General features: G+C 72.3%; 23 protein-coding genes. 10 read left to right on the forward strand and 13 right to left on the reverse strand.

Going from position 1 to position 24,736, the window contains the following annotated elements:
* Positions 1-6: 6 nt before the first annotated feature.
* A complete protein-coding gene (locus OIC96_RS07960) occupies positions 7-669 on the forward strand; it encodes a response regulator transcription factor (protein WP_330308561.1) in 663 nt (220 codons plus the stop codon).
* Complete coding sequence (locus OIC96_RS07965; RefSeq protein ID WP_330308560.1) at positions 666-2,045, forward strand: sensor histidine kinase; 1,380 nt, start codon at positions 666-668, stop codon at positions 2,043-2,045. The genes OIC96_RS07960 and OIC96_RS07965 overlap by 4 nt, the downstream gene beginning before the upstream one ends.
* Here the strand turns inward: OIC96_RS07965 and OIC96_RS07970 are convergent.
* The 3 genes from OIC96_RS07970 to OIC96_RS07980 all read right to left on the reverse strand — a co-directional run bounded on the left by OIC96_RS07970 (position 2,026) and on the right by OIC96_RS07980 (position 4,668).
* The gene (locus tag OIC96_RS07970) at positions 2,026-2,865 is read right to left on the reverse strand and encodes a COG4705 family protein (protein WP_330308559.1); all 840 of its coding nucleotides are present in this window, start codon (positions 2,863-2,865) and stop codon (positions 2,026-2,028) included. The two genes, OIC96_RS07965 and OIC96_RS07970, sit on opposite strands and share 20 nt — an antisense overlap.
* A gap of 148 nt (positions 2,866-3,013) precedes the next feature.
* Positions 3,014-3,985, reverse strand: coding sequence for a lysylphosphatidylglycerol synthase domain-containing protein (locus tag OIC96_RS07975; RefSeq protein ID WP_406502168.1), 972 nt, complete (start codon positions 3,983-3,985; stop codon positions 3,014-3,016).
* Positions 3,982-4,668, reverse strand: a complete 687-nt coding sequence (locus OIC96_RS07980; protein WP_330308557.1) for a hypothetical protein — start codon at positions 4,666-4,668, stop codon at positions 3,982-3,984. Before OIC96_RS07980 ends, OIC96_RS07975 begins: the two co-directional genes overlap by 4 nt.
* Positions 4,669-4,847: 179 nt before the next feature.
* Here OIC96_RS07980 and OIC96_RS07985 point away from each other — a divergent pair, with 179 nt between their 5' ends.
* A complete protein-coding gene (locus OIC96_RS07985; protein WP_327433217.1) occupies positions 4,848-5,231 on the forward strand; it encodes a BlaI/MecI/CopY family transcriptional regulator in 384 nt (127 codons plus the stop codon).
* Entirely contained in the window at positions 5,228-6,127 is a 900-nt protein-coding gene (locus tag OIC96_RS07990) for a M48 family metalloprotease (RefSeq protein ID WP_330308556.1), read from the forward strand. The genes OIC96_RS07985 and OIC96_RS07990 overlap by 4 nt, the downstream gene beginning before the upstream one ends.
* A 7-nt stretch (positions 6,128-6,134) precedes the next feature.
* Here OIC96_RS07990 and OIC96_RS07995 read toward each other — a convergent pair whose 3' ends face one another.
* Positions 6,135-6,989 carry a COG4705 family protein gene (locus OIC96_RS07995; RefSeq protein WP_330308555.1) on the reverse strand — a complete coding sequence of 285 codons (855 nt, stop codon included), beginning with the start codon at positions 6,987-6,989 and terminating at the stop codon, positions 6,135-6,137.
* Between the two features lie 169 nt (positions 6,990-7,158).
* Here OIC96_RS07995 and OIC96_RS08000 point away from each other — a divergent pair, with 169 nt between their 5' ends.
* Positions 7,159-7,779: a TetR/AcrR family transcriptional regulator gene (locus OIC96_RS08000; protein ID WP_330308554.1), complete on the forward strand. Its 621-nt coding sequence runs from the start codon at positions 7,159-7,161 to the stop codon at positions 7,777-7,779.
* Between the two features lie 107 nt (positions 7,780-7,886).
* Here OIC96_RS08000 and OIC96_RS08005 read toward each other — a convergent pair whose 3' ends face one another.
* A complete protein-coding gene (locus OIC96_RS08005) occupies positions 7,887-8,510 on the reverse strand; it encodes a GOLPH3/VPS74 family protein (RefSeq protein ID WP_330308553.1) in 624 nt (207 codons plus the stop codon).
* 352 nt (positions 8,511-8,862) lie between these two features.
* Complete coding sequence (locus tag OIC96_RS08010; protein ID WP_330310350.1) at positions 8,863-9,165, reverse strand: muconolactone Delta-isomerase family protein; 303 nt, start codon at positions 9,163-9,165, stop codon at positions 8,863-8,865.
* 171 nt (positions 9,166-9,336) lie between these two features.
* On the opposite strand from OIC96_RS08010, the gene OIC96_RS08015 reads away from it, so the two are divergent.
* The 3 genes from OIC96_RS08015 to OIC96_RS08025 all read left to right on the forward strand — a co-directional run bounded on the left by OIC96_RS08015 (position 9,337) and on the right by OIC96_RS08025 (position 11,555).
* Positions 9,337-10,263, forward strand: a complete 927-nt coding sequence (locus OIC96_RS08015) for a LysR family transcriptional regulator (RefSeq protein ID WP_330308552.1) — start codon at positions 9,337-9,339, stop codon at positions 10,261-10,263.
* A 180-nt stretch (positions 10,264-10,443) separates the two neighbouring features.
* Complete coding sequence (locus tag OIC96_RS08020) at positions 10,444-11,157, forward strand: SDR family NAD(P)-dependent oxidoreductase (RefSeq protein WP_330308551.1); 714 nt, start codon at positions 10,444-10,446, stop codon at positions 11,155-11,157.
* 26 nt (positions 11,158-11,183) lie between these two features.
* Positions 11,184-11,555, forward strand: a complete 372-nt coding sequence (locus OIC96_RS08025) for a YybH family protein (RefSeq protein ID WP_330308550.1) — start codon at positions 11,184-11,186, stop codon at positions 11,553-11,555.
* A gap of 44 nt (positions 11,556-11,599) precedes the next feature.
* On the opposite strand, the gene OIC96_RS08030 is transcribed toward OIC96_RS08025, so the two are convergent.
* The 3 genes from OIC96_RS08030 to OIC96_RS08040 form a co-directional block, all read right to left on the reverse strand.
* Complete coding sequence (locus OIC96_RS08030; protein WP_330308549.1) at positions 11,600-13,120, reverse strand: hypothetical protein; 1,521 nt, start codon at positions 13,118-13,120, stop codon at positions 11,600-11,602.
* An 82-nt stretch (positions 13,121-13,202) separates the two neighbouring features.
* Complete coding sequence (locus tag OIC96_RS08035) at positions 13,203-14,789, reverse strand: serine/threonine-protein kinase (RefSeq protein ID WP_330308548.1); 1,587 nt, start codon at positions 14,787-14,789, stop codon at positions 13,203-13,205.
* Complete coding sequence (locus OIC96_RS08040; RefSeq protein ID WP_330308547.1) at positions 14,786-16,531, reverse strand: FHA domain-containing protein; 1,746 nt, start codon at positions 16,529-16,531, stop codon at positions 14,786-14,788. The genes OIC96_RS08035 and OIC96_RS08040 overlap by 4 nt, the downstream gene beginning before the upstream one ends.
* 101 nt (positions 16,532-16,632) lie before the next feature.
* On the opposite strand from OIC96_RS08040, the gene OIC96_RS08045 reads away from it, so the two are divergent.
* Complete coding sequence (locus OIC96_RS08045; RefSeq protein WP_330308546.1) at positions 16,633-17,961, forward strand: hypothetical protein; 1,329 nt, start codon at positions 16,633-16,635, stop codon at positions 17,959-17,961.
* A gap of 359 nt (positions 17,962-18,320) precedes the next feature.
* On the opposite strand, the gene OIC96_RS08050 is transcribed toward OIC96_RS08045, so the two are convergent.
* From OIC96_RS08050 to OIC96_RS08065, 4 genes are all read right to left on the reverse strand, one after another.
* Positions 18,321-18,830 (reverse strand): O-acetyl-ADP-ribose deacetylase, encoded by a 510-nt coding sequence (locus tag OIC96_RS08050; RefSeq protein WP_330308545.1) that lies wholly within the window; start codon positions 18,828-18,830, stop codon positions 18,321-18,323.
* Entirely contained in the window at positions 18,827-20,236 is a 1,410-nt protein-coding gene (locus OIC96_RS08055; protein WP_330308544.1) for a phytoene desaturase family protein, read from the reverse strand. The genes OIC96_RS08050 and OIC96_RS08055 overlap by 4 nt, the downstream gene beginning before the upstream one ends.
* Positions 20,237-20,399: 163 nt before the next feature.
* Positions 20,400-21,245, reverse strand: coding sequence for an inositol monophosphatase family protein (locus OIC96_RS08060; protein WP_330308543.1), 846 nt, complete (start codon positions 21,243-21,245; stop codon positions 20,400-20,402).
* An 87-nt stretch (positions 21,246-21,332) separates the two neighbouring features.
* A complete protein-coding gene (locus OIC96_RS08065) occupies positions 21,333-23,153 on the reverse strand; it encodes a gamma-glutamyltransferase family protein (protein WP_330308542.1) in 1,821 nt (606 codons plus the stop codon).
* 307 nt (positions 23,154-23,460) lie between these two features.
* Between OIC96_RS08065 and OIC96_RS08070 the strand changes: the two genes are divergently transcribed.
* On the forward strand, positions 23,461-24,723 hold the full coding sequence (locus tag OIC96_RS08070; RefSeq protein ID WP_330308541.1) for an ATP-grasp domain-containing protein: 1,263 nt from the start codon (positions 23,461-23,463) through the stop codon (positions 24,721-24,723).
* The last annotated feature ends 13 nt before the right edge of the window (positions 24,724-24,736 follow it).

A 24,736-nucleotide genomic window follows, 5' to 3' on the forward strand; every position in this document is an offset into this window, starting at 1 on the left:
AGAGGCATGCGGCACCGGATCCTGGTCGTCGAGGACGATCACGCCCTGCGTGACGTCCTGTTGCGCGGACTGCGGGACGAGGATTTCGACACCGTGCCCGCGCAGGACGGCGCGACCGCGCTGCGGCTGGCCGGGGACGATATCGACGCGGCCGTGCTCGACGTCGGGCTGCCCGACGCGGACGGGCGCGATGTGTGCCAGGCGCTCCGGGCGGGCGGCTTCCTCTCCCCCGTCATCTTCCTGACGGCCCATCACCACCTCACGGACCGGCTGGCGGGCTTCTCGGCCGGAGGCGACGACTATCTGCCCAAGCCGTTCCATCTCACGGAGCTGGCCGCCCGGCTGCGAGCGGCCCTCAAGCGCACCGGCTCTGTCCCGACCCCGACGACCGGTGATCTGATCCTGGATCCGGTCGGGCACAGCCTGACCGTCCAGGGCACCAGAGTCGGCCTGACTCCCACCGAGTTCCGGCTGCTGGCGGCGCTCATGGCGGCGTCCGGGGACATCGTGCGCAGACGGGAGCTGATCAGGGCGGGCTGGCCCGAGGGCGCCCAGGTCAGTGACAACACGCTCGACCAGTATCTGACCCGGCTGCGCCGCAAGCTCCGGGACGGCGGCAGCGAGCTGACCGTCACCACCGCGCGCGGTATCGGGCACCGCCTGTCATGAGGGCGTTCGTCTCCCGGTCGTGGCCGCGTACCCTGCGGGGCCGGCTCTCGCTGGTCGCGCTGACCACCGCCACGCTGCTGATGGTGATCCTCACCGTCGCGTTCAACACCGTCGTCCAGCGCCACCTTCAGCACCAGGCGGACGACGAACTGCGTACGCGGGGCGCCGCCGTCGCCGCGACCATCGATGCCAGCGGTCCCAAGGTGCGCGTGCTGGAGACGCCGGGCGAGGAACTCCTCGACACGAACGTATGGATCTATGCGGGCGACCGGCTCCTCGAAAAACCCCCGTCCGCCACCGCCACCGGCCCGCTGACCCGCGCCGCCGACCGGCTGGCCGCGCGCGCGGGCCGGCACTGCGTCACCGCCCACGCCCACGGCGCGGTCCGGCTGTGCTCACGGCCGGTGCCCGGCGACCAGGGCGCCGCGACCGTCGTCACCGCGCTGGACCTGTCCCCGTACCGCAGCTCGGCCGACGCCCTGCTCCTCGCGTCGCTCGCGCTCGACGCCGTCATGCTGGCCTGTACATACGCGCTGACGCGCCTGGCGGTGGGGCGCGCGCTGCGTCCCGTGCGCACCATGACCGAGCACGCCACCCAGTGGAGCGCCATAGCCTCCGAGGAACGCTTCGGGAGCGTGGCCCGGCCCACCGAACTCGCCCAGCTGGGCGGGTCACTGGACGCGCTCCTGGACCGTATCCGCGCGCTGCTGCGGCACGAGCAGCAGCTCACCCGGGAGCTGTCGCACGAGCTGCGCAATCCGCTCGCCCGGATCATCGCCGAGCTCGACTGGTGGCAGGCCCGGCCCCGTTCGGCCGCCGACACCCGGACCACGCACGAGGCCATCGCCGACGCCGCCCAGTCCATGCGCACGATCTGCGACACGCTGCTGGACGACGCCCGCGACAGCGCGGCCTCCGCCCCGGGCACGACCGACGTGCTGCCTGTGCTGAGACGGCTCGCGGACCGCGCGGCGAAGACCGAGAAGGCGAAGAAGGCGGAGAAGGTCGAGGTCGTCGTCACCGGGCGGGACACCGCACTGTCGGCCGGGGTGCCGGACGCCCTCCTGGAGCGCATCGTCAGCCCCCTGCTCGACAACGCGCTGCGGCACGCGCGCACCCGGGTGGAGATCCGGGCCGGCGCCCGCCCGGGCGGCGTACGCGTCGAGGTCAGGGACGACGGTTCCGGCGTACCCGCGTCGTTCGTGCCGCAGCTCTTCCAGCCGGGGCGCCGCGCCGATCCCGGGGACGGACACGGCGGAGCGGGCCTCGGGCTGCCGCTCGCGCGACGCCTGGCCCGCTCCGCCGGCGGCGAGGTGCACCACGACGGGCGGCACACCTCGGGCGCGGCGTTCGTGGTCAGCCTTCCCGCGGGGTGAGCCGGTCGGCGCCGGTGACATCCCGGCGGGTCACCGAGAGGTACACGACCAGGCCGAGGATCACCGCGAGGAACAGCACGCTGGTGACCACGGTGCCGAAGCCCAGGCCGCCGTCGCCGGTCGGCTGCGACAGGTAGTCGCCGACGGAGGCGCCCAGCGGCCGGGTGAGGATGTACGCGATCCAGAAGCTGAGTACGGCGTTCAGGCCGAGCGCGAAGTGCGCGACGGCGACCGCGGCGATGGCGAGGCCGAACAGGACGGCGGACACCCAGTACCCGAGAGCCATCTTCTCGGCGACGAGGTCACCGGCCGCGGTGCCCAGCGCGAAGGTGAACAGCACCGCCAGCCAGTAGTAGGCCTCGCGTGAGGTCGAGTCGATGCTGTGGATCGACAGGGTCCGCTCGCGGCGGTACCAGACGAAGAAGACCACGGCGAGGGCGACGGCGAACACGGCGGTGCTGGTCTCCAGCGGCACGCCCAGGTTGTCGGTGAGGTTGTCGCTGATCAGCGTGCCGACAACGCTGATCAGGGCCACGGCGAGCCAGTAGACGCCGGCCTTGTAGGCCTTCGTACGGAACTGGACCACGAGGACCACCACCAGCAGCGCGCTCATCAGCAGCGACACGCCGGTCAGGCCCATGTTCAGCTTCTCGTTCAGAAGGTCCGCAGCGGTCTCGCCGACCGTCGTGCACAGCACCTTGATGATCCAGAAGAACGCGGTGACCTCGGGAACCTTGTTCCAGCGCAGGCGGTGGCCTGGGGCGGCCTCGGTGCGGAGGTACGCCCCGGACGTCTCAGAAGTCTCAGAAGTCTCAGTCATGAGGCCCGACCCTGGCAGCCGGAGTCTGAACACATCCTGACTGCGTGCGGGATCACTTCTGGCGTACGGGTGCCGGGCGGGGCCGACGAACACCACGTGAGCGACAAGGCGTTTCGCCGTCTCGAACTCACCTGATCCGTACGGTCCTTCACAGCACCCGGCGGCGCACCAGCACTCCCAGCGCCAGCAGCCCCGGGAGCAGCGGCAGCCACACGGTCAGCAGCCGGTAGCCGAGGACCGCCGTCGCCGCCGCCCCGCCCGGTGCTCCGGCGAGGGTGAGGGCCAGGGCGAGCGCGGCGTCCAGGGAGCCGAAGCCGCCGGGGGTCGGCAGCAGCACGGCGGCACTGCTCGCGGCGAGGTAGGCCAGTGCCACCTGGGCCGGGGGCAGCGGCAGGTCGATGGCCTGGGTGACGGCGATGACCACGGCGGCGTGCAGCGAGGCGAAGGCGAGCGAGCCGCCCCACAACGCGACCGCCCGCGCGGGAACTTCGTGCACGGCCCGGACGTCCGCCAGCACGGCTCGCAGCGCGCGCCGCAGCGGCCCGGACACGAGGACCACGGCGGTGACGGCCACCGCGACCGTCACCGCCCATGCCGTCGCGGAGACGTGCGGGAAGCGGAGCGCGCCGGGACAGGCCAGCGCGAGCGCGGCGATCAGACAGCCTCGCACCACGGTCCCGGCGGTGGCCTTGACCGCGAGCGCGGTCGCCGACCGGGTGACGGGCAGCCCGCACCGGGTCAGAAAGCGCAGGTTGACGGCGCCCGCCCCGATACCGGCGGGCAACACATGGTTGGCGGCGGAGGCCGCGAACTGCACCGCCACCAGACGCCCGGTGGGCAACGGCCGGGCCACCGCGCCCTGCTGGGCGAGCGCCGAACATGCCCAGGTCGCCACGGTGGCGGCGGTCGCCACCAGCAGCCAGCCGCGGTCGGCGACGGCGAGCCGTGCCGCGCCGGTCTCGATCACCGGCCAGTGACGGCGGGCGGCGTACACGGCGCACAGCACCACGACGAGCGTGACTCCGGCGTGCCAGGAGAGCCGTCGGCCGACGGACACCGGGCCTCTGGTGGACGCCGGACCGGTGGCGGCTGTCGAAGGGGCGCTGGGCGGGAGGCTCATACCGTTCCGCCTCCGGCCCCTCGGACGACGTGGACACGCAGGTCACCGGCGCGGTGCGGGGCCCAGTCGCGGGCGTACGCGGGCGGGCGTCCCGCCGGGGTGGTGACCACGGCGACCGGTTCGCGCTGTCCGGCCCGCACGATATCCGACTGCGTGGTGTTGGCGTTGTGGCCGCTGGTCACGACGGAGGAGCAGCCGGCGTAGAAGGCGATCGGGACGGCCTGACAGCCGGTCAGCGGACAGGGCGGCCGTACGCCGAGCCGGTGCAGCTCGGCCGCGGTGCTCGCCCAGCCACGGTGGGAGGGGGTGGTGCGCTGCACGGTGGCGGCCCGGCCCGGGGCGGTGACCAGGTGGACGAGGGCGTCGGCGATCCACTCGCCCGCTCCGGCCACCAGGCCCGCGACGAGTGCGAGAAGCAGTCGTGGCCGGCGCCATCGGCGGACGGCCACGACGAGGACGAAGAGGGGCAGGGTCGCCCAGATCACGTCGGTGGGCCGCATCCGCGCCATCAGGGCGGTGCTCAGGCCCGCTCCCCCCGGTGCCGCCCGGTCGAAGCGGTCCGCCTGGGCGCGCAGGAAGCAGCCGACGCCGGCCAGGGCGCCGATCACGACCCAGTAGTTGGGCATGGCCTGCGGACCGTGGCGCTTGGCGCCGACGGGCGGGACGTTCAAGGTCTTGAGCATCGTCCACCCTTCAGCCCTACAAGATGTAGGGTTTCCCTCACCCTACAAGACGTAGGGTGAGGGCGGGAGCCGGGAAAACACCGCCAAATTAGCGCGTACCGCCCACCGGTGCAGGCCGGGAAGGCCATCCGGATGTCCGCACCGGTCCGCGTGCCCCTACGCGCTGTAAGGTGACGGACATGGCTGGCACAGGCCCCCACGGCAGAGCGGAACGGCGCAGCGCGGGCGAGTTGGAGAGCGAAGTCCTCGCCGCCCTGTGGGCCACCGACGACGCGCTGACGCCCGCCGAGATCCAGGCCGAGATCGGCGGCGGTCTCGCCTACAACACCGTGCACACCATCCTCAAGCGCCTGTACGACAAGGGTCTGGTCCTGCGTGACGTGGACGGACGGCGCGGCGCGTACCGGCCCGCCAAGAACGCGGCCGAACTGACCGCCGAGGCCATGCACGAAGCACTCGACCGAGGACCCGACCCGATCGCGGCCCTCCAGCAGTTCGTCACCGGGCTGAGCCCCCAGGAGGAAGAGGCCCTGCGCGACCTCCTCGGGGGGAACGGGCCATGAGGATCGACGTCTACGTTCCGATCGTCCTGTCGCTGTTGCTCCCGGCGGTCGCACCGCAGGTGGGCAGGCGGGTGTCGCCCGCCCTGGCGGCCCGCGTCCTCACCGTCGCGGGCGTGCTGACCGCGGCCGCCTCCACCTGGGCGCTGTTCCTGCTCTCCGCCACACTGATCAACCGGGCCCCCTCGGTGGCCGCGGAGGCCAGCGAGCAAGGCCGCGCACTGCCCGAGCCCGTCCCGGAGACCATCGCCGTCGTGGCGGTCGCCGCCCTCGGCGTGATCGCCTTCCGGCTCTTCCACGCGGTACGAGCGCACTACGCGACCCGCCGGGTCCTGCTCCGGCTGTGCGAAGGGCACCCGCCGGACAGCGAACTCATCGTCGCCGCCTCCTCGACGCCGCACGCCTTCGCGATCCCCGGGACGCCGGGCCGGATCCTGGTCACGGCCGCGATGCTCGGCGCGCTGGAGCCCGCGGAGCGGCGCGTCCTGCTGGCCCACGAGCGCGCTCATCTCACCCACCGGCACTCGGCGCTGTCCACCGCCGTGATCCTGGCGGCCGCGGCCAACCCGCTGCTCGTGCCGGTGCGCACCACCGTCACGTTCCTGCTGGAGCGCTGGGCCGACGAGGTGGCCGCGGGCAGCGTCGGCGACCGCCGCACCACCGCGCGCGCCCTCGCCCGCGCCGCCCTCATCTCCCAGCGCGCCCGTACGGGCTGCGCCCTGCACTTCTCCGAACATGCCGTCACCCGCCGGATCGCGGCGCTGCAGACGGCCCCGCCGCCCGACCTGTGGCCCATCGGGGCGGCCGTCCTCGCCCTGGGCGCGCTGCCCGCGCTCGGCGCGGTCGACGCCACCGGCGACCTGCTGCGACTGCTGGCCGAGACACTGCCCGACTGGTAGTCACCCGTTACGACCGCCGCTCCTTGACGTGGGCGTAGCCCATGAGGCCGATGAGGATCGCGAAGAGCACGGCCGAGGAGCCCGCCGTGCCGAGGTCGAGACCGCCCTTGGCGACGGGCTTGGTCAGGAAGTCACCCGCCGTGGCGCCGAGGGGGCGGGTGAGCACGAAGGCGAACCAGAACAGCAGGACATTCGGCACGACCGGCACACGTGTCAGCGCGAGGAGCACCGCGAGTACGCCGCCCACCAGCAGCGCGCCGCCCGCGTAGCCGAGTCCGGAACTGTCGGACAGGAAGTCACCCATGGAGGTGCCGAGTGTGTTCGACACGAGGATCGCCGCCCAGAAGAGGGCCTCGCCCCGGAAGGTCACGATGTCGCGGATGACGAACGTCTGTCCGGTCATCCTCCAGACGGCGAAGATGACGATCAGCAGCGAGATCAGGATCGCGGCACCCGCGGGGTATCCGAGCCCGAGGCCCTGCGGCCCCCAGCCGAGCGAAGTGGCGCCGCCCGAGAGGTACTTGGCGCTGGCGTCACGGTTCATGAAGTCGGACATCGTGGTGCCGGCCATGCTGGTCGACAGGATCACGGTCCAGTAGAAGAACGGGTTGTACCGGCGTGACCTGAGCTGCACGACCAGCGTGATCACGAAGATCAGGAACAGCAGGATGGTGGTGAGGAAGTAGCCCAGCTTGAGGGTCTGGGCGAAGAGGTCGCCCGCCGTCTCGCCGAGTGTCGTCGCGGCGATCTTCATGACCCAGAAGGCCAGGGTCACCTCCGGCAGCTTCTTCATCACGTACGTGCCGGGATCGGCGACGCTCAGAGGGGTGACACTCGGATCGGTGGCACTCGGATCGGTCACGAGTTCCGGCTTGTCCAATGTTCAATTCTCCTGTGGGGGGGGGTGGCTCAACGGTGCACATGCCTTGACGGCATGATGATCAACGTGGCAGCCACACCCTGAACGCATCCTGAACACGCGGGCCAATCAGCCCATATGGGTGATAGACGACCGGTCGTACACTTGCCCCATGGGACGGACCAGCGACGCCAGGGAGAAGATCCTCAGCGCCGCGCAATCGCTCATCGAGCTGCGCGGCTACTCGGCCTTGGGCGTGGCCGAGATCTGCAAGGCGGCGGGCGTACCCAAGGGCAGCTTCTACTACTTCTTCGCCTCCAAAGAAGCTCTCGCCCTGGCCGTGATCGACGAGCACTGGGCCGGCCAGCAGCGCACCTGGACACGCATCCTGAACAGCGGCGAGGAACCACTGCAACGGCTGCGCCTGCTGTTCGAGGAGACAGAGGCAGGCCAGCGCGCCGGACAGCAGGGCTGCGGCACCGTCTCGGGCTGCCTGTTCGGGAACCTCACCCTGGAGTTGAGCAACCACACCGAGGCCATCCGCGCACGGCTTCAGGAGATCTTCGACGCGCAGGTCGAGCTGGTCGACTCGGTCATCGCCGAGGCCCTTGAGCGCGAGGAGATCACCGCGACCGACACCCGGGAGGCCGCACGGGCGGTGGTCGCCCAGCTGGAGGGCCAGGTGTTGTTCGCCAAGCTCTACAACAGCACCCATCGGCTCGGCCCCCTGTGGGCGAACTGCCTGGCCCTGCTCGGCGCTCGCGCGCCGCGGGAGGCCGTGGCCGGCACCTGACTCCTCCGGGTCGTGCCATGACCGCGCGGGCACGGGACGATCACCCGGTGGCCCGGCGCTGCGGGCGAAGGCATCGCGTCGACATGGCTGATGCGGCGCGATGCGCCTCACTGGCCTCGCCAGATGTTGTCGAAGGCCGCCTCTTCGACGCTTCGCCGTTGCCGTACGCCTTCCAGTTCCGTCACGGCGTGGTGGACGGCGGCCAGTACGGTCACGACCGCGTCGTCGGCAAGGTTCGCGGGCTCTTCGGTCGGATCGGTCGGATCGGTCGGCTCATGGTGGATGCCCACGGCGGCCGCGAAGCCTGCGAGGACAGGCTCGCCTGACGTCCAGCGGTCGGCGGCGTGGCGACGGGCCGGCGAGTCGACCAGAGCCGTGGGGCCGGTCCGGACGGGAATCCAGCGGCGGCGTCGCCGGGTGACGTGTCCTTCCGCCCGCAGGACGGCGCCGTAGGCCGCGGAAAGGCCGCGGCCCCGCCGCCACAGCCAGTCCTCGACGGACTCGTACGGCGCCTGCCGGGTGAGCGACGACACGGCCTCGCCCAACAGGGGGTCACCCATGGTCCAGTGCGGGCCGGGCACGATGAGGTCGCCGTCCAGGGTGAGGGCCTGGGCGTCGAGGAGGTCGACCAGTTCGGCTCCCGCGAGGGCCAGCGACAGGTCGCCCTGATCGACGGGACGGCTGGACTCGACGTCCATGGTGACGATCAGCAGGTCCTGCGCTGTGGTCATGACGGGCTCCACGTCTGAGGCGTCGGTGGCGAGCCGGGGTCATCGGCGGCACGTCACTCCGGGGACCGGAACCGCGAACGGCCGGCCGACCGCGGCTCGGCAACGTCGCGTACTACCACCATGTCGCGCGGGAACCCGATACGCAGCACGGCGGCGGCCGTGGCGGCCGCGAGGACCACGACGGCGGCCAGGGGCCAGGATCAGGGCCTGGTGGTAGCCGTGCCGAGGCAGGGGCGTGACGGCCAGGAGCCGAGGACCAGGGCGAGGGGTATCCGGCGGTCAGGAGCCCGGCAGAACGGCGGAACCGCAGGTGGGCCCCCGCGGCGAGGACGGGGAACGGAAAGGCGTTCCGTCACCGCGCGGCGTCGCTTCGGCCCGGGTCGTTGGGGTGGGACTCCAGTGCGGTGACGGTGAGAGTCATCCACGGGCGCAGCGGGAGCGTGCCGAGCACCTTCTCGTGGAGCTCGTCCTCGTCGGCGGCTCGCCAGATGCCGATGCTGCGCAGCTCACCGACCGGGCGCCAGAGCCGCGCCAGGTTGCCGGTGCCCGCCAGTTCCCCGGCGCGGACGGCTTCGGCGGCGCGTCGCCGGTCGACCTCGTCCTGGCTGGTGCCCTCGGGGACGGTGGTGGTGATCTCGACCAGGAACTCTCGCATGGTCCCGCTCCGCTCGATGGGGCGTCCGGCGGGGACCGGAGCGCCGCTGGTGGTGATCGTCGACCGTCTCAGGCCGCCGGGCTTCCCTGTACTCATCGTCGGCCCGCACCTGGTGTGCCGCCACGACCGGCTTCCTCCCTGCTGGAAGGCGTGGCCTCGCACCGACGTAGCATGACGGGCGTGGAGCTGCGCCAACTGCGGTACTTCGTCGCGGTCGCCGAGGAACTGAACTTCGGCCGGGCCGCGGAGCGCCTGCTCATCGCGGGCCCCTCCCTGTCCCAGCAGATCAAGGCACTGGAACGCGACTTCGGTGTACGGCTGTTCGACCGCGACCGCCGTTCGGTCTCCCTCACCCCGGCCGGTGCGGCCCTGCTCCCGCACACCCGCGCCCTGCTCGAACGGGCGGACGACCTCCAGCGGCGTGCCGGTCGGCTGTCCGGATCGGAACCGGTACGGCTCGGCTACGTCAACTGGCTCCCGCCGGATCTGACCGCGCGCACCGCCGCGGTGGCCCAACTCCACGTCGACGCCTGGATCGCCCCCTCGCACACGCAGGCCGCCCGGGTCGCCGCCGGTGGCCTGGACCTCGCGGTGTGCTGGGTGCGGACCGAGGACCTGGAGCGAAGCGGCCTGCACGCCCGGCTCATCGGCGCCGACCGGCTCTACGCCGTTGCCACCGGCGACGACACGAGCGACGTGCCCGCCCGGGACACCGTCGTCCTCCTCGACGACGACACCACCTCCTGGTCGTCCTGGAACGTCTACGGGGAGCTGCTGGCCCAGGACACCGGGGCCCGCGCGGTACGCGTCTCGGACGGTGGCATCACCGGACCCGCGTTCTTCGACCACGTCCGCCGCAGCGGCCGTCCGGTCGTCAACTCCCCCAAGGGCCAGACCACTCCCCTGCCGCACGACCTGGTCCAACGCCCGGTCGTCGCACCGGAGATCTACTGGACCTGGTCCCTGGTCTGGCGCGAGGGCGAGGACCGCCCCGCGGTGCTCGCCGTGATCGACGCCCTCTGCGACGGCGTGGGCGACCTCGGGATCCACGCCCCGGACGCCTGGCTGCCCGAGGGCGATCCGCACCGGTCCCGCTGACCTGCGCTGGAAGGCCACGCCTCCCAGCAGGGAGAAGAGCGGTCCTGGGCTGGGCCCTTCCGACCTTTGACTTCGTTTCGCCGGGCGACTTACGTTCCATTTAGTCGACCGGTCGGCTAGTAATCGAAGAGCCGGTCGGGAGGCTCCCACTCCCTCTCGTTCATCCCGGAGAAGATCATCATGAGCTCTCAGGACCAGAAGGTCGCCGTCATCACCGGCGCCTCGCAGGGCATCGGCGCCGGTCTCGTCGACGCCTACCGCAAGCTCGGCCACGCCGTCGTCGCCATCTCGCGCACGATCGAACCCTCCGACGACGCGGGCATCCTGACCGTCCAGGGTGACATCGCCGACCCCGCCACCGCCGAACGCGCCGTCGCCGCCGGCATCGAGCGATTCGGCCGTATCGACACCCTGGTCAACAACGCGGGCGTCTTCGTCGCCAAGCCCTTCACCGACTACACCCAGGACGACTACGCCGCCGTGACCGGTGTGAACCTCGCCGGCTTCTTCCGCATCACCCAGCTGGCCATCGAGCACATGCTCGCCCATGGTGACGGCCATATCGTCAACGTCACCACCAGCCTGGTCGACAACGCCAACTCCAACGTCCCCTCCGTGCTTGCCTCGTTGACCAAGGGCGGACTGCAGTCCGCCACCAAGTCCCTCGCCATCGAGTACGCCAAGCGCGGCATCCGCAGCAACGCCGTCTCACCCGGCACCATCAAGACGCCCATGCACCCCGAGGAGACCCATGAGGCCCTCGCCGCCCTGCAACCGGTCGGCCGGATGGGCGAGCCGAGCGACATCATCGACGCGGTGATCTACCTGGAGAACGCCCCGTTCGTCACCGGCGAGATCCTCCACGTCGACGGTGGCATGAGCGCCGGCCACTGAAGACACACGCCGAGAGGAGAACCCCGATGAACAGAGCGACAGACAGTGAGGCGATCCTGCGCGACGTCCTCGACCGGTGGAAGGCCGCCGTCGACGGGCACGAACCGCAGCGGGTCGCCGCCCAGTTCACCGAAGACGCGATCTTCCAGGGACTGCACCCCTACAGCGTCGGAAGGCCGGGCATCGCCGCCTACTACGACTCCCAGCCCCTCGGGATGACGGCCACGTATCGGATTCTCGAGACCAGGCGCCCCGCCGACAACCTCGTACTGGGCTACCTGGACGTCGACTTCGCCTTCACCGACCGGCCCACCCTCGGCGTCAGCCTCGGCGTACTGGTGACACGCCTGGAGGACGGCTGGTACATCAGCCACTACCAGGTCTCGAAGCTCGGCTAGCGGGACACGCGGTCCCCACCGTCATGGAAGAGGTCACCCACGGCTCACCGGCAGGAGTACCTGAAGCTGCCTTCCGCCTCGATCGGAGCGCTTCCGCTGTCCGAGCCGCTCCGGTGCAGGACCTGGAGGCGGGCGGTCCCCTGGAAGCGGCCGGAGCCGCGGACGGTCCAGCGCAGGTGAACGGTGAGGCTCCGGTCGCCACGACGGGCCGTGTGGATCAGCTCACCGGAGTCGTGACCGTCGCTGCGCAGCCAGCGGTAGGTCACCGGACCTCCGCGGCCGTCGGTGGTCATGACGCCGGTGACGTCGGCGGTCTGGCCGCAGTGCAACTGCCGGGTGGGCGCTTGGACTTCGGCGGCCGTGACAGTCGGTCCGGCGGTCGGGCGCAGCAGCAACAGCCAGACCACGACGGCGAGGGCTGTCAGGACCACGGTCGCCCCGAACCAGGCGCGTCGTCTTCGTCGCTCACCGGCCGGTGCCGGGGCGGCGGCCCGCCACAGGGCACGGAGGGTCTCCTGCTCGTCGGCAGGGACGCCGGGGCCGAAGCGCAGCAGGATGTCGCCGTCCCCGTCTCCTTCCGTGGCCGGTGTGCGCATCGCGTCGGGGGTGCGGTTTCGCCTGCCCAGGACGGTGGCCTGCTCGTCCGGGGCGGCGGGGCGTGAGACACGGTCGGCCCGCCCCGGGACCGTGAGCTGTGTGTCCGGCACGGCGGGGAATCCGGCATGGTCGTCCCGCCCCGGGACCGCGGTCTCGGGGTCCGGGGCGGTGGGTGCTTCGCCGGCCGTCTCCCCCACGGCGGGCGGCGCGTCCCGCGTCACCGGCGGAGTGAGGTCCGCGGACGCGGCGGCTGCCGCCGCGCGGAGCGCGGTGCGCCGCAGGAAGTCCGCGGGGAGGACCTCGCGCCCGGCGACGAGGACCGCGCGGGCGGCGACGAGGCCGTCGGACTCGGCGGTGGCGGCGCAGCGGGCGAACAGGTCCGCCTCCGGAGTGCCGGCCGCCGCCCAGGCGTCGCCCAGTGTCCGGGCGACGGCGGCCCAGGCGGCGATGTCGGCGCGCTGGGCGGATGCCGTGGGCATGTCGTCGCCCAGCGCGATGCCCAGCGCCGACTCGGCGAGCAGGGCGGTGCCGTCCGGGGCGAGCACGACGTTGTCCACGGTGAGCGATCCGTGGGCAAGTCGGGTCGCGTGCAGGGCGAGCAGCGTCTGGGCGGTCTCGTTGAGGACGCTCGCCACGCTGCCCGCGTCCGGTCGGGGGCCGTCGGCGGCCAGAAGGTCCGCGAGCGTGGGAGCCGGCGGCCGCGCGGTGATCAGCCACACCTCCCCGGCCTCCGCCACGAGGTCGACCGTGGCCGGCACACCGGGCAGCCGGAGCCTGCCCACGGCGAGCACCGCGCTCGCGAGCCGCTCGCGTGCTCCCTGCGGCGTCAGCAGCGCGCGTTCGATCCGCAACGCGCCGAGCGGCGGTGCGTCGGCGGACTCCGGGCACAGGGCGTACCAGGTGCCCCAGCGGGTGTCACGTGACCAGCCGGAAAGAGGACGCCCGGCGACCACGGCGGCTGTCGTCATGTCGATCCGCTCTCCTCGATGTGTCGATGTGTCGATGTGCTCTCGTCGATGTACGGCACCGGCGCCTCGACGTCGTCGCCGTTCAGCACGGCGGCGCGTCCACGGAAGCCGTCTGTGTCCCGTCCGCGGCCTGGGGACTGCTCGTGAGGGCGACGATCCACGTGCCCCTGCACGGGTGGTTCGAGAAGTCGGCCTCGAAGCTCACCGCGTACTGCGTGCTGCCCGACAGCGTCCGGGTCTGGGAACCGTAGGGATCGGCGGGCGTGTTGACATAGAAGTCCGCCGTCAGCGTCAGGGGTCCGGTGCCGGTCGTTTCGACGGTGACGGCGGCGATCAGCGTGCCGGGGTTCTGCCCGCGGCTCCAGGAGCCGATGGTGACCGTGACCGTTCCCGGGGTCGGCACGGCCGAGGTTCCGGTCGTCGGGGACGTTGATACGACGGGCGGTGTGACGCTCGTCGACGGGGTGTCCGACGTCTCCCCCGGCGACGGGCCCACCGAGGGGGTAGCGGACGGTGATCCGCCGGCCGCGGACGGGGTCGTCCCGGGCGAGGCGGACGGTGCGACGGAGGGGGATGAGAGGGAGGACGGGGTCGTACCGGAGGATCCCGTCGGGGTGGAACTGGCCGCGGTCGTCGTCGTGTCGTGCGGGCCGGCCGTCGCGGAGGTCACCGCGCCGGCGACCACCGCCAGTGCGGCGGCCCCGGCAGCCGCCTTCCAGCCGCCGCGCTTCAGCCGGCCCAGTACGGTCAGCGCGCGCGAGGCCTCGTAGACGGCCGGTGTGATGGCGAACGGGAACAACAGGGCTGCCAGGGCGGCGAGTTCAGCGAGGCGACGGCGTCCGCGCTCCTCCCAGCCGACGCCGTACCCCTCGGTGGCGGCCCGTTCGAGATCGGCGAGGAACGCCTCGATTCCGGGCCGGTCCGCCGGGTCCTTGGCCATGCCCCTGCGCAGCAGGCCACGGACCGGATCGGGTACGTCGTCCAGCGCCACGGGTGCCCTCAGGTGCTGCAGGCGCAGCGCCGTCACATCGTCACCGGCGAACGGCCGCCGACCGGTCAGGCATTCGAAGAACACCGCCGCCGCGGCGTACACGTCGCCCGCCGGTGCCGCGGGCTCACCGCGCCACTGCTCGGGCGCCATATAGGCGGGTGTGCCCGCGGCCTCCGTCTCACGGCCGGCCCGTACGGCAATCCCGAAGTCGGCGAGCGCACTCGAACCGTCGGCACGCACCAGGACGTTCTCCGGCTTGTAGTCGCGGTGGACCACTCCCGCCGAATGGGCCGCACCGAGCCCCAGCAGCGAACCCTTGAGCAGGACCAGGGCGGCCTCCGGACCGGTCGCCCCCCGCGCGCGCAGCAGTTCACGGAGGCTGACTCCGTTCACCGCCTCCATCACGATCGCGGCACCCCGGCGCGCCTCGACATACTCGTACAGCCGTACGACACATGGGTGCCGCAGATCGCCCAGCAGCCGCGCCTCGGCCCGGAAGCGGGCCAGGAACTCCTGGTCGTCACGGAGCCGGTCACTCAGGTACTTGACGGCGACGGGTACGCCCGTCGCCGCGTGCCGGGCCAGTACGACGCGGCCGCCGGCGCCCTCGCCGAGCGTCCGTACGGCAAGGTAGCCGGGCACGGCCCACTCGGCGGCGCCGTCCGCACCTCCCGTCATGCCGCCCCCTCCACGGCCGCGCCGGCCGGCACGGACTCCGGACCGCCGCCGGCCTCGCGCCGCCGCTTCACCTGGCGTATCAGCCAGCGCGCCGGTGCGGCCCACACCGGGAAGGCCACCAGGCCGACCACGACCGCCACGATCACGGCATCCCACGGCGCGGACACCCGTCCGTGCAACAGGTCCCCCATCCGGGAACGCCAGGCGAGCAGGGCGAGGACCAGGAAGCCGTACGTCCCGGCGACGACCGCGAGACCGTAGGCGGCCATTCCCGTCTGGCGCGGTCCGGGCCGGCGGCCCGCCCGCAGGTCCTGCCAGAGCCCCTTGCGGAAGTAGGCACTCGCCTCCTCGCGCAACCGTGGCACCCGCAGCGCGTCGGTGAGCGCCTGATAACCGTCCAGCGGCATCAGGGGATTGAAGTTGTAGAGCGTGTTCAGGTACAGCCCGAAAGCCAGGTGGAACAGCACGGCCGAGGCCGGACCTGCCGGGAGGTAGGCGGCGCCCACCGCGCACCAGCCGGCCAGCGCCGCTGTCGAGACCGGTCCCGACAGCGCCACCACGACACGCGACCAGCGGGAGCCGAACCACATGTCGCTCGTGTCCACGAACGCGAAGGGCATCCCCATCATGAGCAGGAACCCGCCGCGCCGGACCTTGCGGCCGTACGACTTCACGGCCAGCGCGTGCGTCAGCTCATGCACCATCAGGGCCGAGACATACCCCGCGGCCAGCGTCACCGGGCCCCAGACGCCGGCTCCGCCGAAGTCCAGCAGGTGCTGCCGTCGCTGCGCCGTGAAGAACGCGACGAGACCGCCGACGACCGACAGCCAGACGAGCGTCACCCCGGTCCTGGTGAAGAACCGCCAGCCGAACGCGCTGTACAGGCGGGTCACGGCGCCGTCGAGGCCCGGTACGGACACCTCCAGTTTCAGCAGGGCCCGGTAGAGCGCACGCCCGGCCCGCCGCCAGCCCATGGTCTGTTCCTCCCCGGGGCGGCCGGGCAGGCCGCGCAGCAGTCCCGCGTCCGCGAACGCCGCCAGCGCGGCCTCGATCCGCGGCAGCGCGAGCTCACCGAAGCGGTCCGCGTAGGCGAACAGCAGATCCCGTACGGTGTTCTCGCCGTCGACGGCGTTCCAGAGGAACACCTCGCGCTCGTCCAGCCGCAGATACACGCCTGTCCGCGTGTTGTTCAGCACCCAGCCGGGTTCACCGCGGTCGGTGGGTACTTGCTTGAGCGCCCACCCCGAGCGGCGGCGGGGTCGCGCGGTGAGGGGCCCGGTCGCCTCCGGCACCTCCTCCTGGAGGGCGGTGGGCAGTTGGGTCAGCTGGGTGCCGACGACCATGGTGCGTGAGCCGACCCGGGCATCGCGGGGCTGCTCGAACACCAAGCGGACATCACCGACGGACAGGTCGGCGCCGTCGGCGAGGTGCGCCGACCCTCCGTGCAGGTCCACTCCGCCGACCGCCGTGCCGTTGAACGAGTCCAGGTCCTCGATCCGGAAGCCTGTCTCGGTGCGGACGATCCGGGCATGCCGGCGCGACACGCTGCCGTCGGAGAGGACGACGTCGTTGTCGGCGTCCCGGCCCAGCGTCGTCACCGGACCGGTCAGCGGTACGAGCAGTGCGGGATCGTCGACGCCGCGCAGCTGGGGCGCGGCGAACGACGTCGGCGCCGCACCGCGGCGGAGCGTGCCGCAGTGCAGGCAGTAAGGGAAGTCGCGCCGTACGTGAACGCGACACACATGGCACAGCATCCGGCTCAGCCCGCTCCGGAACCACTGGTGAACGTGCCGTCGGAGAAGCCACCGCCGGGTGCGGCGGTGCCGGGGCCGGAAGGCGACAGATGCGTACTGATGCCGCCCGCACCAGGGGCGGTCACGCCGCCGCGGATGCTCTCGGAACCGCCGAGGACGCCCCCGCGGCCGCCGCCTTCACCACCACCGGGCTCGCCACCTCCACCGGGGCGCCGGCCGGTGTTCTCCTGGCTGCCGCCGCCGTCTCCTTCACCACCACCGCCGCCGGGCTCACCACCGCCGCCCGGCCGACGGCCGGTGTTCTCCTGGCTGCCGCCGCCTCCGCCGTCTCCTTCGCCACCGCCACCGCCACCACCGCCGGAAGGACCGTCGCCGTGTCCGTGGCCGGAGCCCTCCTCGCCGCCACCGCCGTCGCCGCCACCGCCGCCGCCTTCACCACCACCGCCGGAGGAGCCGCCGTCGTGTCCGTGGCCGGAGCCCTCGTCACCGCCGCCACCGCCTCCGCCCTCGCCTCCGCCGCCGCCTCCGCCCTCGCCTCCGCCGCCGCCTTCGCCACCGCCGGGTCGCCGGCCGGTGTTCTCCTGGTCGCCGCCGCCACCGCTGCCGCCCTCGCCGCCGCCTCCTTCGCCGCCACCACCTTCGCCGCCGCCCTCACCACCGCCGTCTCCGCCTTCGCCGCGCTCATAGATGCCGCCGTGGCCGAACTCACCGACGTCGCCTCCGCCGTGACCGCCGCCGAAGCCGCCCTCGCTCCCGCTCCCGTCGTGCCCCCCGAAGCCGCCGCCGAAGTTCCCCTCCGACCCGCCGCCCCCACCGTCGCCGAAGCCGCCGAAGCCACCTTCGGAGCCGCCGCCGGAACCCCCGAAACTCCCGAAGCCGCCTTCGCCCCCACCGAAGCCGCCCAGGCCGCCTTCACTTCCGCCGAATCCGTCCGCACCCCCGGCGCCGAAGCCGTCTTCACCACCGCTGAAGCCGCCCGCGCCTTCGTCGCCGAAGCCCCCGAAGTCGCCGAAGTCGCCGGAACCGCCCGCACCGGCGGGGTCACCCAGCAGGGCATCTCCGCTGCCCAGGGCCGCGTTGTCGAGCTGACCACCGATCAGACTGACGGAGTCGGACGCACCGCGGTCAAGCGCGCCGGCTCCGTCCCGATAGTCGCCCGGGTCGGCCTCACCCAGGTGCGGCGCCGTGGCGTCGCCGGCCCCGGCATCGTGCGCCCCGTGCTCGACCGGCGCGTGGTCCACGGGCGCGTGGTCGACGGACACGTCGTGGTGCGCCAGCGCGTGTGCCGCGCTGCCGAAGAAGAGGGAGGACTTGGACAGCCTCGCGTCGAGCGTGCCAGGCCCCTCGGCGGTGCCGGATTCGACACGAAGCCGACGGAGCTCGGCGACCTGCTCGGGCGTCAGGCCAAGTCTTCGTGAGATGTCGTCGGTGTCGCCGTCGAGTTGGGCCCTGAATGCCGGGTCGACAGCAAGGCGGGTCATGGCATCGCGAAAGGCGTCGTCGGTCATGTCCTCATGTCTCCGTCGGTCTGTGTGTGTTGCTGCTGATCCCGGCGGAGCTGGGGACCCCCCTGGTCGGTGGCAAACTGCCATTTCCGGCCATCCCCACCGAAGCATGCAGGATGGTTATAGGGGCGACACCCTGACCCGCGCAAGGCCTGGAGTGGCGCACCCTTGCTGGACAAGGCGTTGGCACGCACCGGCCCTCGTGGCAGGCGAAGAGAGTGCTCGGCAAGGCATCACGGCACAAGAGAGCGGCCAAGACCGGCCAGTCGAGGTCAGCCGACCTGCGCGGCGAACGCCTCGTACGCCCGCTCGTCGAAGAGGACGAACCTGGCCTCCTCGACCGACGTTTCTGTCGCCCGCACCGTCTCCACAGCGATACGGGCCGCGTCTTCCATCGGCCACCCGTAGATACCTGCGGAGACAGCGGGGAACGCCACGGTACGGGCGCCGAGCTCGTCGGCGATCCGCAGTGACTCCCGGTAGCAGGAGGCCAGCAGCTCCGAGCGGTCCTCCTCGTGGGAGTAACGCGGGCCGACGGTGTGGATCACCCAGCGCGCGTCCAGCTCGCCCGCGGTGGTGGCGACCGCCTGACCGGTGCGCAGGCCCTTGCCGTACTGGGAGGCGCGCAGTTTCCGGCACTCGGCGAGGATGGCGGGACCGCCGCGGCGGTGGATGGCTCCGTCGACTCCGCCGCCGCCGAGCAGCGAGGAGTTCGCCGCGTTGACGATGGCGTCGACGCTCTGCCGGGTGATGTCGCCCTGGACCAGCGTGATCGCGGTCATGGCTGCCTCAGCCTCCTCCAGACGGCCTTCGCCGCGTTGTGCCCCGACATGCCGTGCACGCCGGGCCCCGGCGGGGTGGCCGAGGAGCAGAGGAAGACGGCCGGGTGCGGGGTGCTGTACGGGGACAGGGACAGCTTGGGGCGCAGCAGGAGCTGAAGCCCGGAGGCGGCGCCGCAGGCGATGTCACCGCCCACATAGTTGGCGTTGCGGGCGGCGAGCTGGGGCGGCCCGGCGGTCGCGCGGGCCAGTACGCGGTCGCGGAAGCCCGGCGCGAAGCGCTCCAGCTGCCGCTCGATGGCGTCCGTGAGATCCCCGGTCCAGCCGTTCGGAACATGCCCGTACACCCAGAAGACCTGCTTGCCGTCGGGTGCCCGGGAGGGGTCCACGACGCTGGGCTGCACGGTGATCAGGAAGGGCGCGTCGGGCGCCCGGCCCTCGCGGGAGGCCGCCCGCAGCGCGGTGCTGATCTCCGCGCTGCTGGCACCGACCTGCACGGTCCCGGCGGTGCGGGCCTCCTTGGCGGTCCAGGGCACGGGGCCGTCCAGCGCGTAGTCGATCTTGAAGACGCTCGCCCCGTAGCGGTAGCGCTCGTAGTACCGGCCGAAGCCCGCGATCCGGGCCAGTGCGGTGGGTGAGGTGTCGAAGACGTACGCGCGCGCGGGCGGCAGGTCGTCCAGGCGCTTGACCTCGTAGTCGGTGTGGACGGTGCCGCCGAGATCCTTGAGGTACGCGGTGAGCGCGTCGGAGATGGACTGGGAGCCGCCGCGCGCGACCGGCCAACCGCCGGCGTGCGCGGCCAGGGCGAAGACCAGGCCGACGGCGCCGGTGGCGATGCCGTCGAGCGGGGCGATGACGTGCGCCACGAGCCCGGCGAACAGGGCCTTGGCGCGCTCGTCGCGGAAGCGGCGCGTCAGCCACGTCGACGGCGGCAGTCCGACGAGGCCGAAGCGGGCGAGGGTGACCGGGTCGCGGGGCAGCGCCGTCAGCGGCAGCGACATGAAATCGTGGGCCAGCGTGTCCCACTTGGGCAGGAAGGGCGCGACCAGTCGACGGTACGCACCGGCGTCGCGTGGGCCGAACGAGGCCGCCGTCTCCGCCACCGACCGCGAGAGCACCGCCGCCGTGCCGTCGGGGAACGGGTGCGCCATGGGCAGCTCGGCGTGCAGCCACTGAAGGCCGTACCGCTCCAGGGGCATCGCCTTGAACGCGGGCGAATTCACGCCCAGCGGATGCGCCGCCGAGCACGGGTCGTGCCGGAAACCGGGCAGTGTGAGCTCTTCGGTGCGCGCTCCCCCGCCCACGGTGTCCCGCGCCTCGAACACGGCCACGGAGAAGCCCCGGCGGGCCAGCTCCACGGCAGCGGTCAGTCCGTTGGGCCCCGCACCCACCACGACCACATCGAGCATCGACGGCACCTTCGGACTCCTTTGTCAGCCGATGGCCTCTGAGGATCAGGATATGCCGGAGGACTGACAGCCTTGGCGGCGCGGACGGTTGGGAACGTGGAAGGCCGGTGACCCGCCGGGCTGGGTAGCGGGGCACGCCCGGTGACGCGACGGGGCCCGGCGATCAGGCTCCGGCCGCCAGCAGCGCCACCACCCGGCGGGCCGTGGCCTCGTCCCGGGCCGCCGTGAACGGCAGCGCGTTGCCCCCGGTGATGCGGAAGGGCTCGCCCGTGAGGGTCAGATGCGCGCCGCCCGCCTCCTCGACCAGCAGCAGACCCGCGGCGTGGTCCCAGGCGGCCTCCCAGGAGAAGGCGACGCCGTCCAGCTCGCCGCGGGCGATGGCCAGATACTCCAGGCCGGCCGAGCCGCACGCGCGCGGGGCGACGCCCTCGACGCGCAGGCCCAGGAGCGCGCGCTTCTGCTCGTCCGTGGTGTAGTCCGGGTGGGACGTGGCGATGTCCAGGTCGCGGCCGGGCTCGGGCGAGCCGGAGCGCAGGGGCACACCGTCGAGAACGGCGCCCCGGCCGCGTATCGCGGTGGCGAACTCGTCGCGTGCGGGAGCGAACGTCCACGAGGCGCGCACGACGCCGTCCACCGCGAGCGCGACCAGCGTGCAGAATCCGGGGTCGCCGTGCACGAACTGCCTGGTCCCGTCGACGGGGTCGACGATCCAGACCGGCGCCGCGCCACGGATCGCGTCGTACGTCGCCGGATCGGCGTGCACCGCCTCCTCGCCGACGACGACCGAGCCGGGCAGCAGTGCGTTGAGAGCCCCGGTGAGGTACTCCTCGGCCTTGCGGTCGGCGTCCGTCACCAGGTCGTGCGGGCCGGACTTCTGGTCGATCTCGTGCGCGGCGAGCTGCCGGAAGCGCGGCATGATCTCGGCGGCGGCCGCCTTGCGTACTGCTTCTTCGACGTCGGACGTGCGCTGGGCGAGAAACTCGTCGATGGTTTCGATGTCTTCGATCATGGCTCCATGACAGCACGCGCCACTGACAATCCTCGCCCGCCCGGTGCACTCCGGATGGAATCGCGATGAATTCAGGGGGTTCGGCGATCAGCGTCCGACCGCGTACCCCTGCATCCCGCGCGGGTTCGCAGCCGCCGACAGCACCCCCGTCCGCGGATCCCGCGCGACCGCGCACAGCCGTCCCTCGGACCAGGCCTCGTCGACCAGGACGTCATGGCCGCGGCGGCGCAGCTCCTCGACGACCGCCTCGTCCATGCGGGACTCGACGGTGAGGCTGCCGGGGCGCATACCGCGGGGGTAGAAGGAGCCGGGGAAGCTGTCGTTGTGCCAGTTCGGGGCGTCGATCGCGCCCTGGAGGTCGAGGCCGCCGCGCACCTCTGAGCGCAGCGCCACCGACAGGAAGAAGTGCGTCTGCCACTGGTCCTGCTGGTCCCCGCCCGGGGTGCCGAACGCCATGACCGGCACCCCGTCGCGCAGCGCGAGCGAGGGGGTCAGCGTGGTGCGCGGACGGCGGCCCGGCGTCAGGGAGTTGGGCAGTCCCTCCTCCAGCCAGGCCATCTGGAGCCGGGTGCCGAGCGGGAAGCCCAGCTCGGGCACGACCGGGTTGGACTGCAGCCAGCCGCCGCTGGGGGTGGCGGCGACCATGTTGCCCCACCGGTCGACGACGTCGAGGTGGCAGGTGTCGCCCCGGGTTCCGCCGTCCGGTGCCACCCCGGGTTCCGTGGCGGCCCGGGCCACGGTGGGTTCGCCCGCGCCCGGTACCGCCAGCGCGTCGAAGCCGGGCTCCCCGTCCGCCACCACGCGCGCGTGCCCGCTCAGCCGAGGGGTGCGCCCACCGGGGCTGCCGGGGCACAGCTCGTAGGACGCCTTGTCACCGACGAGCGCGCGCCGGGCGGCGTTGTACGGCTCCGACAGCAGTTCGTCGAGCGGCACCTCGGCCGCGTCCCCGTACCAGGCCTCGCGGTCGGCCATGGCGAGCTTGCAGCCCTCGACGAGGAGGTGGACGTAGTCGGCGGAGCCGTAGCGCGGCAGCTCGGGCGGCAGCAGGGCCAGCTGTTGCAGGAGGACCGGGCCCTGGCTCCAGGGGCCCGCCTTGCACAGAGTCCAGCCCCGCCAGTCGTACGTCGCCGGGGCCTCGTAGGTCGCGGACCAGTCGGCCAGGTCGGCGGCCGTCAGCGTGCCGGTGTGGCGCTCGCCGCTGGTGTCCATGGTGGGCCGCTCGGCCTGGCGTACCAGGGCCTCGGCGATGAAGCCGGAGCGCCAGACCCTCCGCGCGGCCTCGATCTGAGCCACCCGGTCCGTCTCCGCGGAGACCTCGGCGAGCAGCCGTCGCCAGGTCGCGGCGAGGGCGGGATTGCGGAACAGTTCGCCGGGCATCGGGGCCCTGCCGCCCGGCAGATACACCTCCGCCGACGAGGTCCACTCCGTCTCGAACAGCTCGCGTACGGTCTCGACCGTCTCGCCGACGCGCTCCACGGGCGCGTGGCCGTCCTCGGCGTAGCCGATGGCGTACCTGAGGACGTCGGCGAGCGACTTGGTTCCGTGGTCGCGGAGCAGGAGCATCCAGGCGTCGAACGCGCCCGGTACGGCGGCGGCGAGCGGCCCGGTACCGGGTACGAGATCCAAACCGAGGCCCTTGTAGTGGTCGATCGTCGCTCCGGCGGGCGCGACACCCTGCCCGCACAGCACCCGCACCTCGCCGCCCGCCGGGGCGAGGATGATCGGGACCTCGCCCGCGGGTCCATTGAGGTGCGGTTCGACGACGTGCAGGACGAAACCGCCGGCGACGGCGGCGTCGTACGCGTTGCCGCCGCCCTCCAGGACGGCCATCGCCGACTGCGAGGCGAGCCAGTGTGTGGAGGACACCATGCCGAAGGTGCCCTGGAGCGTCGGTCGGGTCGTGAACATGCCTGCCACCTCGCTGTGCGGAGCGATCAACCTCGATCCCGACTATGGCACTTGTGCCTTCGGGACCAGCAGGGCACCGAGAACATTCAAAAATCCGACCGAACACAGGAGGTTATGCGGCTCACACGCCGATCGACAGACATTCTTCCCGTCAGGCATTGACCGCGATCAAGCTCCCCGGATAGAAAGATCAAGGCGAGACGCACACACGACCCCGATGTCCGCCCCGCCGGAGAACAAAACGGTTCCCAGGGCCGGTTCGGCTCACAAAGCCGGCCGGCCCTCCTCTGACCCGAGAGAATTCGCCTTGTCACGCATAGATCCCCTTCAGCCTGCGCGCATCGTCGTGGTCGAACCCGCTTCTTCCGGAGGCGCCACCCTGATCGGTGTCGCGGCCGAGATGGGGCTGCGGGTCGTGGTGGCTTCCGCCGACTCCGGCGACCGCCGGCTCTCCGACGCCGTGCGCGGCGCGGCCGAGACGGTGCTGACGGTGGAGACCAACGACCAGGCGGCGCTGGAGGCCGCGGTCCGCGAACTGCACGGCCAGGAGCCCTTCGAGGCGGTCCTGGCCGGGTCCGACATCTATGTCTCGGCGACCGCTCGTGTCGCCGCCGCGCTCGGCCTGCCGGGCCTGCCCGTGGAGACGGTCGACCGCGTCCGCGACAAGAGCGTCATGCGGGCCGCGGTGGCCGAAGCGGGTCTGCGCACACCGCGCTTCGCCCAGGCCACCTCCGACGAGGAGTTGCGCGCCGCGGCCGCCCATGTCGGTTTTCCCTGTGTGATGAAGCCGGTGGCCTGCTCCGGCAGCATCCATGTCAGCCGGGCCGACGACATGGACCAGCTCGCCGCCGCCTTCCAGCGCCTGGTCACCGACCCCGTCCCGGACATGGGTCAGTTGCACGAACACCGCGTGCTCGTCGAGGAGTACGTCACGGGCCCGGAGTTCAGCGCCGACGGCTACGTCCTGGACAGCGGTGAGGTGACCCTGGTGGCTCTCACCCGCACGCTCCTCGGCCCCGAGCCCGACTTCGTGGAGATGGGCCATCTCACCCCGGCCCACGTCGACTCCGGCACTCTGGAGGCCGTCGAGGCGTACGTCGTCGACGTCGTCCGCGCAGTACACCTGACCAGTGGCCCGTTCCACTGCGAGCTGCGGCTGACCGCCGAGGGTCCTGTCCTCATCGAGATCGGCGCGCGCCTGCCCGGCGACCGGATCGTGGAACTTCTGCGACTCGTCACCGGAGTCAGCCTCCCCAAGGTGGCGATCGCCACCTCCCTGGGACTGGACCTCGACGAGGCCGGGGCCTTCGCCGACCCGCAGGCGAAGAGCGCCGGCATCCGCTTCTTCTCCGCCGAGGGCCGGTCCTCCTACCGTGAACTGACGGGCTGGCAGGACATGGCGGCGCTGCCCGAAGTGACGGAGACCTCCGTGTACTTCGCGCCCGGCGAGCTCATCCCCGGCGTCGAGGACTGCCGCTCGCGCCTCGGCCACGCCCTGTTCACCGCGGACTCGCCGCAGGGCGCACTCGACCGCTGGCAGGCCCTCGGCGACGCCGTCGTCGCCGTCTGACCCCGGGACGCGC

The sequence above is a fragment of the Streptomyces sp. NBC_00775 genome (assembly GCF_036347135.1).
GTDB lineage: Bacteria > Actinomycetota > Actinomycetes > Streptomycetales > Streptomycetaceae > Streptomyces > Streptomyces lutosisoli.

Bases quoted from the DNA above. Each gene is read 5' to 3' on its own strand.
- OIC96_RS07960 (WP_330308561.1), top strand. From the start codon at position 7: ATGCGGCACCGGATCCTGGTCGTCGAGGACGATCACGCCCTGCGTGAC.
- OIC96_RS07965 (WP_330308560.1), top strand. From the start codon at position 666: ATGAGGGCGTTCGTCTCCCGGTCGTGGCCGCGTACCCTGCGGGGCCGG.
- OIC96_RS07970 (WP_330308559.1), bottom strand. From the start codon at position 2,865: ATGACTGAGACTTCTGAGACTTCTGAGACGTCCGGGGCGTACCTCCGC.
- OIC96_RS07975 (WP_406502168.1), bottom strand. From the start codon at position 3,985: ATGAGCCTCCCGCCCAGCGCCCCTTCGACAGCCGCCACCGGTCCGGCG.
- OIC96_RS07980 (WP_330308557.1), bottom strand. From the start codon at position 4,668: ATGCTCAAGACCTTGAACGTCCCGCCCGTCGGCGCCAAGCGCCACGGT.
- OIC96_RS07985 (WP_327433217.1), top strand. From the start codon at position 4,848: ATGGCTGGCACAGGCCCCCACGGCAGAGCGGAACGGCGCAGCGCGGGC.
- OIC96_RS07990 (WP_330308556.1), top strand. From the start codon at position 5,228: ATGAGGATCGACGTCTACGTTCCGATCGTCCTGTCGCTGTTGCTCCCG.
- OIC96_RS08000 (WP_330308554.1), top strand. From the start codon at position 7,159: ATGGGACGGACCAGCGACGCCAGGGAGAAGATCCTCAGCGCCGCGCAA.
- OIC96_RS08005 (WP_330308553.1), bottom strand. From the start codon at position 8,510: ATGACCACAGCGCAGGACCTGCTGATCGTCACCATGGACGTCGAGTCC.
- OIC96_RS08010 (WP_330310350.1), bottom strand. From the start codon at position 9,165: ATGCGAGAGTTCCTGGTCGAGATCACCACCACCGTCCCCGAGGGCACC.
- OIC96_RS08015 (WP_330308552.1), top strand. From the start codon at position 9,337: ATGACGGGCGTGGAGCTGCGCCAACTGCGGTACTTCGTCGCGGTCGCC.
- OIC96_RS08020 (WP_330308551.1), top strand. From the start codon at position 10,444: ATGAGCTCTCAGGACCAGAAGGTCGCCGTCATCACCGGCGCCTCGCAG.
- OIC96_RS08025 (WP_330308550.1), top strand. From the start codon at position 11,184: ATGAACAGAGCGACAGACAGTGAGGCGATCCTGCGCGACGTCCTCGAC.
- OIC96_RS08030 (WP_330308549.1), bottom strand. From the start codon at position 13,120: ATGACGACAGCCGCCGTGGTCGCCGGGCGTCCTCTTTCCGGCTGGTCA.
- OIC96_RS08035 (WP_330308548.1), bottom strand. From the start codon at position 14,789: ATGACGGGAGGTGCGGACGGCGCCGCCGAGTGGGCCGTGCCCGGCTAC.
- OIC96_RS08045 (WP_330308546.1), top strand. From the start codon at position 16,633: ATGCGTACTGATGCCGCCCGCACCAGGGGCGGTCACGCCGCCGCGGAT.
- OIC96_RS08050 (WP_330308545.1), bottom strand. From the start codon at position 18,830: ATGACCGCGATCACGCTGGTCCAGGGCGACATCACCCGGCAGAGCGTC.
- OIC96_RS08055 (WP_330308544.1), bottom strand. From the start codon at position 20,236: ATGCTCGATGTGGTCGTGGTGGGTGCGGGGCCCAACGGACTGACCGCT.
- OIC96_RS08060 (WP_330308543.1), bottom strand. From the start codon at position 21,245: ATGATCGAAGACATCGAAACCATCGACGAGTTTCTCGCCCAGCGCACG.
- OIC96_RS08065 (WP_330308542.1), bottom strand. From the start codon at position 23,153: ATGTTCACGACCCGACCGACGCTCCAGGGCACCTTCGGCATGGTGTCC.